The following is an 11,278-nucleotide window of genomic DNA, read 5'->3' as shown; positions in this document are numbered from 1 at the left end:
TTTCACCGTCGTATAATGCAACTCCGGCACTGTCGTATCCTCTGTATTCTAAACGCTTTAATCCTTTAATAATGATAGGATAAGCTTCTCTTGGTCCAATATAACCTACAATTCCACACATAATTATTTTTCTTTAGTGTAATAAATCTCTAATTTCATTCTTACGTCGCTGTTTGAAGCATTTGGAGCGTAAATCACGGTTCCGAACGGATTCATTGTTGCGGTCATGGGAATTCTTTTGTCAGTAGCTTTTACGCGGTTCATTATCGAATTGTTAATGTCGCTTGCAACAACCAATCCTAAAGGTACGTTTGTAGAGTCTTTTTGAATTAAATTGTTGATATGATCTGTTACTCTGAACTGATATTTGTGAACAGATTTGTTCGATTTATTCAAGCCACCACCGAAAATTGGTTTGCCGGTTGTTGATGTATCGTTTGTATAATCTGCAATAACCTTGTTGTTTTTAAAATCGTACAAAAATAATTGTCTTGGTGTTGAAATAGTGTCCAAACCTGTTGCGGTATGATCTACATAAAGCGTTAACAATGCCTGGTTAACCAACCATTTATTATCTATTAAAGTTTCTAACTCGTCGGATTTTCCACTGTTGTCGCTGTCATTTCCGAAAAGAGAAATAGTTGCGTAACTGCTTTTTCCGCCGCCTTTTAACCAAAGATTTCCTGTTGAATTATTTTCTAAATCAAAATTACTCTCCAATAAATTCACTGTTGTTGCAGTGATTGGTGTAGTAGTAGATTCCATATAACCAATGTTAAACTCGTATGTTTTACGTTCGCGTTTTGGTTGGTTGGTCTGGCTGTCTATGGCACCATCTGCCTTGTAAACAAAAACAACCTTACCTTTGCTTAAGTCTAATTGTGCTAATGCATTTTGATTGTAAGAATCTACTGCTTCAAAATACAATCCGCGGAAATACTCTTTTAAAAGTCCGTTGTTAATTAAAGACTTGTGTTTGTCGCCAGCAAAAAATTTGTTTTGAAAGTAGTTTTTGTCTAAATCTAACCAAACACCCGGTGCTAAACGCTCTTTTACCTTTTGCTTGCCATCTACCATTTGCGGTGTGCCATCGGCATTGTAAGCGTACAATTTTATTTCGTTTTTATTAAAAGTAAAATCGGTGTTTTGTGCGGTGTTGGTAGAATTGTTTAAACGTTGGTTACTGTTTAATCCTTTTTTATACTGATCGAAAACACTTTTTTCATCGGCATAGTAAAACTGCGTATCAAAGTTGTTGTTAGGATCGCTTGCGCGTAAAAAGTATCCGTTTTCGTAAACGTTTAAATTAAATTTTCCGCTACCATATATATTAGAAACATTGTAAGATCTGTTTCCTTCAGAATCTGTTGATGATACACTGCTTGTAAACGGAATGTAAACATAAACCGAATCTAACACGGGATTAGCTCCGAATGAAGTTAAATCGGTATTGTTTTTCATTTCAAGCTGCGTAACAAAATGCGCTGCTGTCTTTCCAAAAGCACTGTGTGTGTAAACTCCAAAGTTATTTATTGGTAAATTACGCGTGTTTGCAACTGCAGATTCACTGTTTGTTGTTGAAATATTCTGAACCAAATACTTGTCGAAACCAAATTGGTCACTGTCGATAATTTCAGAACCCATTTCGGTAAATTCCTGCTCACAAGAAATTGCGGTTACAGATAAAATTGAAAGTAATACAAATTTAACAATCGATTTTTTTTTCATAGATGCTTTAAATTAAACCTTATGAAGATAAAATTCCGGATAAAAATCCTTCATTTTTTCTTTCGCGTCGAAAGGTAAGAAAGGTTTATTTGAACTTTGTATATAATTTGTTAAATCTTCAGAGATGTCTTGTGAAGAAATCACGATTCCGTCTGAATGATTAATAGCATTCTTCATGATATTAACATAAGTAGCATCTTTTAAAGAATCGATATCACTTGCGTCAAATTCATCAAAAGCAACTTTTTCAAACATATTGTCTGATAATTTTCCATCGAAACCTGCCGAGAAAATAGAAGTGATGATTTTTGTATCAGCAAAAATACTTTCGTCGTTATAATATTTCTTCATGTAAAGTGGCAGCAAAGACGCCATCCAACCTTGAACGTGAATTACATCGGGTACCCAGTTTAACTTTTTAATGGTTTCAACCACACCTTTTACAAAGAAAATAGCGCGTTCGTCGTTGTCATCATACAAAGTATCGGCTTCATCGCCAAAAGTTCCCTTGCGCTTAAAATAGTCGTCGTTGTCAATAAAATAAACTTGGATTCTTTCTTTAGGAATCGAAGCAACTTTAATAATTAAAGGCATATCCATGTCATTGATAACCAAATTCATACCCGATAGTCTTATAACTTCATGCAACTGATGTCTTCTTTCATTGATGCTACCGTATCTTGGCATGAAAATACGGATCTGCCCACCTAAATCATTAATCATTTTTGGAGTGTCAAACGAAGCTTGAGAAACTTCATTTTCAGGTAAATAAGGCACTACTTCAGATGATACATACAATATCCTCTTATCTTTCATTCTTCTTTAATTAAATTAAAAATGCTTTTAAAAGGCAAAATTACGAAAAAATGTGTTACAATGTTAAGTATTGTACTAATTTTGCATTCATTAAAAAAATAAGAACATGAAGGTATTTCATGCGCAAAGCCAGTTAAAACAGCAGTTACAGCCGTTTATACAGGCAAAGCAGACTATTGGCTTTGTGCCTACAATGGGTGCTATTCACAAAGGACATCTTTCGTTGCTAGAGCAGGCTATGAATGAGAACGATGTGGTGGTCATGAGCATTTTTGTAAATCCTACGCAGTTTAACAACAGTGAAGATTTAGCGAAATATCCACGTACGTTGGAGAAGGATTTGGGTTTGATAGAAGCATTATCGGACAAAATTATTGTTTACGCACCTACTGTTGACGATATTTATGAAGGAAATACCGTAGCCCAACATTTTGATTACGATGGTTTGGATAATGAAATGGAAGGAAGCAACCGCCCCGGACATTTTAACGGTGTAGGTACCATTGTAAAAAAACTGTTTGAAATTGCACAGCCTACAAAAGCTTATTTTGGCGAGAAAGATTTTCAGCAGTTGCAGATTATCCGCAAAATGGTCGAAAAAAACAATATGAATATTGATGTTGTTGGTTGCCCAATTTTTCGCGAAGCAAACGGTTTGGCTATGAGTTCACGTAACGAACGATTATCTGCCCAAGCAAAAGATAAAGCTGCATTAATTTACAAAACGCTTAAAGCTGCCAAAACTGTTTTTAGTGAAAAAGATGTTAAAGATTCAGTAAATTTTGTTGCTTATGCCTTTGAAAACGAAGCCGATTTTAAGTTAGAATATTTTATAATTGCTGATGAAGCCTCATTAAAAACAGCAACTGAAAAAGAAGCCGACAAAAAGTACCGCGCATTCATTGTAGTTCATATAGAAGGTGTGCGATTAATTGATAACATTACATTAAATTAAAAATTATAACTTTGCACCATGCAAATAGAAGTTTTAAAATCTAAAATCCACCGCGTTAAAGTAACAGGTGCCGATTTAAATTATATTGGCAGTATTACTATTGATATTGCTTTAATGGAAGCCTCGAATATTATCGAAGGCGAAAAGGTTTCAATCGTAAACATCAATAATGGTGAGCGTTTTGAAACTTACGCAATTCCGGGTCCACGAAACAGTGGCGAAATTACCTTGAATGGTCCAGCAGCACGCCGTGTTCAAAAAGACGATATCATCATCGTGATCACATACGCTTTAATGGATTTTGAAGAAGCTAAAACGTTTTCACCTTGGATTATTTTTCCAAACGAAGAAAATAACACCTTGACTTAATAGTTGAAGGTTTTAAAAAAAATACTAAATATTTCACTCCCACTTTTGTTGGGAGTTTTTTTGGTTTATTACGCTTACAATCAGTTTACGCCGGCACAGATCTCCGAAATGAAAAGCTATTTTGTTTCTGCCGATTATTTTTACATTGGTTTGTCGTTGCTTTTTATGAAGATCAGCCATGCGTCGCGCGCGTATCGTTGGAAGTACAGCTTGCAGTATTTGGGCTATCAGTCTAATTTCTGGAATAATTTTATGGCGATTTCTGTCGGATACCTTTTAAATCTCACAATTCCACGATCAGGCGAATTATCGCGTGCGGCCGTTCTTCAGAAATACGATAAAATTCCGTTTGATAAAGGTTTCGGAACCATCATTGCCGAACGTATAATTGATCTGCTTTTTCTGCTTTTATTTGTCGCCACAGCATTATTGTTGCAGTACAAACAGTTAATGGACTTTATTACACAGCAAATTCCGGTAAAACAACTCGTGATTATTGGCGGTGTTTTTGTAATATCAGGGATAGTAGGTTTGTATATGCTTTATACATCAAACTGGAAAATATTTGTTTTTATCCGACAAAAAATAACCGGATTGGTCGAAGGTATTTTAAGCATTTTTAAAATGCCACACCGCATTCCTTTTCTTATCCACACTTTTATTATCTGGATCGGTTTTGTACTGACCTTTTATTTTGGAACCAAAGCTTTGCCAGAAACCAGCGAAATATCGTTAGGAATCATCATGGTTGCTTTTGTGGTGGGTAGTTTGGCAATAAGTTTTACAAATGGCGGTTTTGGCGCGTTTCCTTTATTAATTGCTAAAATTTTGGCACTTTATGGCATATCGTTAACCGCAGGTACTGCTTTTGGCTGGCTGTTATGGACCACACAAACGGTTTCAGTTGTTGTTTTAGGCGGATTGTCGTTCTTAATACTTCCTGTCGTTAACAAAAACAAATAATTTGTAAATTCGTTTCTTCATTAAGTTGTTAGTTTAGGTTTCTGCTAAAAACTAATGACTATAAGCTAAAAGCTAATATGGCAAAAGTAAAAACAGCATTTTTCTGCTCGTCTTGCGGTACACAATATTCTAAATGGATGGGGCAATGCGGTGCTTGTAAACAGTGGAATACTATTGTGGAAGAAGTAATTCAGAAAGAAGAAAAAGTTGCGTGGCAAACCAAATCTTCGGCAGGAATAAAACGCACTGCAAAACCTTTGTTGATTAATGAAATTGACAGTACGCAGGAAGTTCGTTTAAACACGTTAGATCAGGAATTAAACCGAGTTTTAGGCGGTGGAATTGTTCCCGGATCTATGATTTTACTTGGTGGTGAACCCGGAATTGGAAAAAGTACACTGTTGTTGCAATTATCTTTAAAATTACCTTATAAAGTGTTGTATGTTTCGGGCGAAGAAAGTCAGAAACAGATAAAAATGCGTGCCGAACGCATCAACCCCAACAACAATACGTGTTATATTTTAACCGAAACCAACACCCAGAATATTTTTAAGCAGGTAGAAGAAATCGAACCCGATGTGTTGATTATTGATTCGATACAAACCTTGCATACCGATTATATTGAAGCTTCGGCAGGAAGCATCTCTCAAATAAAAGAAACCACCGCAGAACTGATTAAGTTTGCAAAAGAAACATCGACTCCGGTAATTTTAATCGGACATATTACGAAAGACGGAAACATTGCCGGACCCAAAATTTTAGAGCACATGGTTGATACCGTGCTTCAGTTTGAAGGCGATCGAAATCATGTGTACCGAATTCTTCGAGCATTAAAAAACCGTTTTGGATCTACTGCCGAATTAGGAATTTACGAAATGTTGGGATCGGGCTTACGCGAAGTTTCCAATCCGTCGGAGATATTATTATCGAATAGAGAAGAAGAATTATCGGGCACTGCCATTGCATCAACTTTAGAAGGAATGCGGCCGTTAATGTTAGAAATTCAGGCGTTGGTAAGCACCGCCGTTTACGGAACACCGCAACGCAGCGCCACAGGTTACAACTTAAAACGCTTAAACATGATTTTGGCGGTGTTGGAAAAGCGTGCAGGTTTTCGTTTAGGAATGAAAGACGTGTTTTTAAACATTACCGGCGGAATTTCGGTTGATGATCCGGCGATCGATTTGGCGGTTGTTGCGGCAATTCTATCATCAAACGAAGACGATGCGGTTTCTAAAGATATTTGTTTTGCTGGCGAAGTAGGTTTGTCTGGCGAAATTAGACCGGTTAACCGAGTAGATCAGCGCATTCAGGAAGCCGAAAAATTAGGTTTTTCAAAAATATTTGTTTCAAAATACAACAAAATCACTTATTCATCTACACAAATACAAGTGGTATTTGTATCAAAAATAGAAGAATTGGTATCAGCATTGTTTTAATAGAAAAAATGATAAAAATAGTATTATTTTTAGGTTATTTGGTACTATTCTGGGGTTGTATAACCATAACGGTTTATTCTTTAACCTAAACAAAACGTTATTTTAATGGTGTGTTTAGGTTATGTGATATTGTATTTAGGTGCTTTACTGTTCTGGTTGGCATTTTTGGTGTGAATTTTAGGCTGTGTAACCTAATTTTTTGGTTTTTATACCTTATTTTTTAGGTTGTTTGGTACTACTTTGGGGTTGTATAACCACAACGGTTTATTCTTTAACCTAAACAAACCGTTGTTTTAATGACATGTTTAGTTTTTTTAGTATTTGATTTAGGTTGTGTTCGTAATTATATCGGTACGAAAGTTTTAAATCAATTTAAAAAAAATAAAAATATTTACTACTTTTCCAACCTTTTGGTTGTTTTGATACTCTTTATATATAAAAGGAACATCCTTAAGAAAAATTATACAATTAATTAAATGTTGTTTATGAAAAATATTTTATTTCCTGCTGCTATTGTTTTCAGCATAACGGCAAATGCGCAAAAACCTGTTTTTACACAGGCGCAAATTCAATCGGCTCGTGTTTATAACAATGCTGCCGAGTTAAAACACAAAGCTTCGGTTCAAATTCCGTCGGGCACATCAGAAATCGTTATTACCAATGTGGCTAATTATCTAAACGAAAGCACGGTACAAATAGGTGTTCCAAAAAACGTAACGGTAATGTCGGTTCAATTTACCAATGCGTATGTGGAAGAGTACGATAATAATCAGGATTCGCCTTTGGTTAAACCGGTGAAAGAAGAAATTGCCAAGAAAGAAATCGAACTGAAAACTTTGCAAAATCAGTTAACTGCCGAACGAAAAGGAATTGAGCTGTTAGATAAAAATCAGTCAATGAGCAATGCGCAGAATTTTTCGGTAGCCGAATTAACCAAATTGTTAGATTTCTACAAAACCAAACGTACCGAACTTGCTAATTCTATCAACAAGTTAGAAAATCAGGAAAAAACATTGTTTGAAGAGTTGAATACTTTAAAAGGTAAACTGACTTTTAACGAAACGACTACCGAAAAAACTAGTCAGGGCAAGCTGGTTGTAAATGTAATGAGTAACACGGCAGGAATAATTCCTTTAGAAGTATCGTATTTAACAGATCAGGCAACATGGCAGCCAAGCTACGAAATGCGTATCGATAAAATTAACGAACCTATACAAATGCTGTACAAAGCACAGGTGCAGCAAAACACAGGTATTGATTGGAAAAACGTAAAACTGTCGTTAACCAGCGGACCTGCAAATCAAAATACCTTTGCACCCGAACTGCAACCTTGGTTTTTAGATTATTATTATCCAAATGCTTATCGAAATGAGGATGCAATGCAAGAAGTCTCTCTTGCAAATTTTTCAGTGAAGAAAGAAAAAAGTGAAGCTTCTGGTAAAGGAATTAGTCAGGAAGATATGGAAGTATCTGCGGCTCCTTCAACAATTAATGACTTCACTCAAATCAGCAAATCGCAATTAAACATTACGTTTGATATTGATATTCCGTACACCATTTTAAGCAACGGCAAACAACACAGTGTCGCTTTGAAAGATACACAGCTACCGGCAACTTACAGTTATATTACCACGCCAAAATTAGATACCAATGCCTATTTAATTGCTAAAGTGAAAAATTATGGCGACTACAACATTTTACCTGGCGAAGCTAATGTTGTTTTTGAAGGAATGTATGTGGGCAAAACCTATGTAAACGCCAATGCAAACGAAGATGAACTGCGCTTAAGTTTAGGTAAAGATCAAAATATATCGGTTACCAGAACCATGATTAACGATAAATCGGGATCAAAAACATTGTCTTCACGCAAAGTACAAGATTTTGTTTATGAAATTTCGGTTCGAAACAACAAAAAAGAAAGCATCAGTATTATTGTAGAAGACCAAATACCAATTAGCAGTAATACAGATATCGAAATTACTTTGTCAGATAAGGGCGGTGCCACAACAAACACAGAAAAAGGCAAACTTACTTGGGATATAAATTTAAAACCAAACGAGACCAAAAAAATACGATTTGGCTATCAGGTAAAATCTGCCAAGGATAAAAACTTAAATTTTTAAATAAAAAGCAATCGTATAACGATTGCTTTTTTAATTTATGCTAATTATTTTTACTAAATATCCTAAGTTAATACATTGAAACGATATTTTTTTTCTATTTTTACTGTTAACATATACTTAACAACCTAATTTAATTTATTAATATTAAAATGTAAAACATGAAAAAAATTACTAATTATGTTCTTTATTTTGCAATTCTTCTAATTCCATTATTTTCCTTGGGGCAAGGTATTGCTTTACCTTTTTCTATAAGTGGTTTTAATGCAGATGTTATTGCAAACGGAACAGGTGCTGCGACCATATCAACAAACAATGATGTTGATGGTGTTTCATATGCTTTTAAAAGTTTGGATTGGAAACTCACTGCTACATCAGCAGCTCAAGTAAAAGGATTTCCTGTAGATGGTGTTATTCACTCACTTTCTACACCTGGATTGTACTTTAAATTAGCACCTTACGATCAAAACAATTCAATTAGATTAAGTACTGTTTCAAGTTCGGTTACTTCTAATCTAACTACAACTTACAGTGCAAGTAAAATTCATATTCTTACTACAGGAGGAAGTGGTCCAGCAACATTGGGAGGAACAATCACTTTTACTGATAATACCACACAAGTTTTTACAGGTGTTTCAGTTCCAGATTGGTATTCTACAACAGGTTTGCCACAAACTTATATAAATTTTGGGAGAATTAATATTACTACTAATGCTATAGAAGATGGTACAGATACTAGTCAACCACGTTTATTTCAAGGGACAGTAGATATTATTGCGGCAAATCAGTCGAAAATCATACAGTCAATTACTTTTACAAAATCTGCAGGATCTGGAATTATTAATGTTTTTGCAGTATCTGCAGAAATAATTGAAACATGTGTTTCGCCAGTTCCTGTAACTTTAACCAGTGTGTCTGCATTATCAGCTACGATGTCTTGGACAGCACCTACGCCTACGCCACAAAACGGATATCAGTATGAAATAAGAAACTCGGGAATGCCGGGGAGTGGATCAACAGGTTTGGCGTCAGCAGGCGCAGTTACAGTACTTAACGCTACGGCTACAGGATTACAACCGCAAACAAAATATTATCTTTATATTAGATCGGTTTGCACCGCCGGGAATGGTATTTGGAAATGGGTGGCAACCTTTACTACACCTTGTGTAGCTATGCCAGGTAATTTTTCTGAAAATTTTGATATTTTACCTACTGGAGGAACTACTAATCCATCAATTTCAGATTGTTGGACCTATTTGGATAGTCATACCGGCTATGGCTATACAACAGCAACTGCTTCAAGAACAACAGGCGGAAAAGGTTTTTATGTGTATATGCCAGTTAGTACAGGTGATTTGAAATTGATATCACCAATGACCAACAATTTAGGAAACGGAGCTAAACAATTGCGTTTTTGGGCAAAGATATCTAGTGCTAGTTACTCTACAACTCAAAAGTTAGGTGTTTATACCATGAATGGTAACACAGGAACAGCGACTAAAACTTTAGTAGAAAATAAAATTCCTTTAACAACAACCTGGCAGGAGTTTATTATACCATTACCTGTTACAACAGATGATTATTTTGCGTTTTCATTTGATAGTCAAAACAGTACTGCATATGTATATTTAGATGATATTTTTTATGAAGATTTACTACCTTGTATTTTTCCAATGAATATTAATTCGACTAGTATTACAACAACATCATCTATTATATCTTGGAATTCTTCTATAGCTACCGGTGTAACAGGATATGAGTATGAGGTTCGTTTTTCAGGAGCTGCAGGGTCAGGAGCAACAGGTTTAATTGCAACCGGAACTACAAATGCTACAACTACTACTGCAAATATTGCAGGTTTAACTTCGGGTACTAATTATACGGTGTATGTTCGTAGCTTATGTGGAACAACATCTGGTATGTGGACAACATTCCCTCATAATTTTAATACATTATGTGGTGTGGTTAATTCAATATATGAAAATTTTGACACTACTGCTACCGGAACTTCAACAAATTTAACGGCTCCATATTGCTGGACTTCTATAGATGAGGTTATAACTTCAGGATACAATTATGTTAGTAGCACGTACTCTGTAAGTACATCCAATTCATATTATATGTATAGAACAAATACTTCTACAAATAGTTCAGAAAATCTATATTTAATTTCACCGGAGACTAATAATTTGGGTGGCGGAGCAAAGCGTTTAAGGTTTAAGGTTCGCGCAACATCTACAACGGCAAATGTTAATAAATTAGAAATTTTGCGAAGTAATGGAGTGCTAGCATCTTCTAGCTTTACGGTTGTATCAACAGTTTATCCAGATCAAACAAGTTTTGTTGAGTATATTGTGAACCTACCTAATACAACTGATGATTATTTTGTTTTTAGATTGGCTCATAATGGACTTACGTCATCTTCAACTATTTACATAGATGACGTTTATTACGAGGATATTCCGCTACCGACATTAACTACTACGAAAATGAATAATGTTTGTAATGGCGGAAATGTAGGTTCTGCGTCAGTTGTTGTAGCAGGTGGATTAGCACCTTTTACCTATTCATGGTCACCATCAGGAGGTACAACTGCAATAGCAACTGGATTAACAGCAGGTACTTATACTGTAACAGTAACCGATGCCTTGAACCGTACAGCAACAGCAACAGTAACAGTTACTCAGCCTGATCAGATACTAACTAATTCAATAATCACTCAGGTAACTTGTAACAGTGCTAATAATGGTGCTATTATCATAGCACCAACAGGGGGCACTATTCCATATACATATTTATGGAATACAGGAGCAACGGGTGCAACATTATCAAATTTAGCTGCGGGGACTTATTCAGTAACAATTACAGATACAAACGGCTGTACAGGA

At 35.5% G+C, this 11,278-nt stretch carries 8 protein-coding genes; 6 read left to right on the top strand and 2 right to left on the bottom strand.

Annotated features, from left to right (window positions below; all coding sequences use genetic code 11):
• Nucleotides 1-123 precede the first annotated feature (123 nt).
• Entirely contained in the window at nt 124-1,728 is a 1,605-nt protein-coding gene (locus tag F0460_RS14495; protein ID WP_150014493.1) for a DUF4270 domain-containing protein, read from the bottom strand.
• Between the two features lie 12 nt (nt 1,729-1,740).
• Entirely contained in the window at nt 1,741-2,544 is an 804-nt protein-coding gene (locus tag F0460_RS14490) for a glycogen/starch synthase (RefSeq protein WP_150014491.1), read from the bottom strand.
• 106 nt (nt 2,545-2,650) lie between these two features.
• Here F0460_RS14490 and panC point away from each other — a divergent pair, with 106 nt between their 5' ends.
• From panC to F0460_RS14460, 6 genes are all read left to right on the top strand, one after another.
• The gene (panC, locus tag F0460_RS14485) at nt 2,651-3,499 is read left to right on the top strand and encodes a pantoate--beta-alanine ligase (RefSeq protein WP_150014489.1); all 849 of its coding nucleotides are present in this window, start codon (nt 2,651-2,653) and stop codon (nt 3,497-3,499) included.
• An 18-nt stretch (nt 3,500-3,517) separates the two neighbouring features.
• Complete coding sequence (panD, locus tag F0460_RS14480; RefSeq protein ID WP_091521060.1) at nt 3,518-3,868, top strand: aspartate 1-decarboxylase; 351 nt, start codon at nt 3,518-3,520, stop codon at nt 3,866-3,868.
• Between the two features lie 3 nt (nt 3,869-3,871).
• The gene (locus F0460_RS14475) at nt 3,872-4,831 is read left to right on the top strand and encodes a lysylphosphatidylglycerol synthase transmembrane domain-containing protein (RefSeq protein WP_150014487.1); all 960 of its coding nucleotides are present in this window, start codon (nt 3,872-3,874) and stop codon (nt 4,829-4,831) included.
• A 77-nt stretch (nt 4,832-4,908) separates the two neighbouring features.
• A complete protein-coding gene (radA, locus tag F0460_RS14470) occupies nt 4,909-6,270 on the top strand; it encodes a DNA repair protein RadA (RefSeq protein ID WP_150014485.1) in 1,362 nt (453 codons plus the stop codon).
• Nucleotides 6,271-6,755: 485 nt separating this feature from the next.
• Nucleotides 6,756-8,393 (top strand): DUF4139 domain-containing protein, encoded by a 1,638-nt coding sequence (locus tag F0460_RS14465; RefSeq protein ID WP_150014483.1) that lies wholly within the window; start codon nt 6,756-6,758, stop codon nt 8,391-8,393.
• A 158-nt stretch (nt 8,394-8,551) separates the two neighbouring features.
• Nucleotides 8,552-11,278, top strand: a 2,727-nt coding sequence (locus F0460_RS14460; RefSeq protein ID WP_190304164.1) for a fibronectin type III domain-containing protein, incomplete at its 3' end; no start/stop codon positions are given.

The organism is Paenimyroides baculatum (assembly GCF_008629655.1).
GTDB classification, from domain to species: Bacteria; Bacteroidota; Bacteroidia; order Flavobacteriales; family Flavobacteriaceae; genus Flavobacterium; species Flavobacterium baculatum.
Note: the sequence above shows the minus strand (reverse complement) of the source record. Positions and strands in the feature narration are given on the sequence as shown.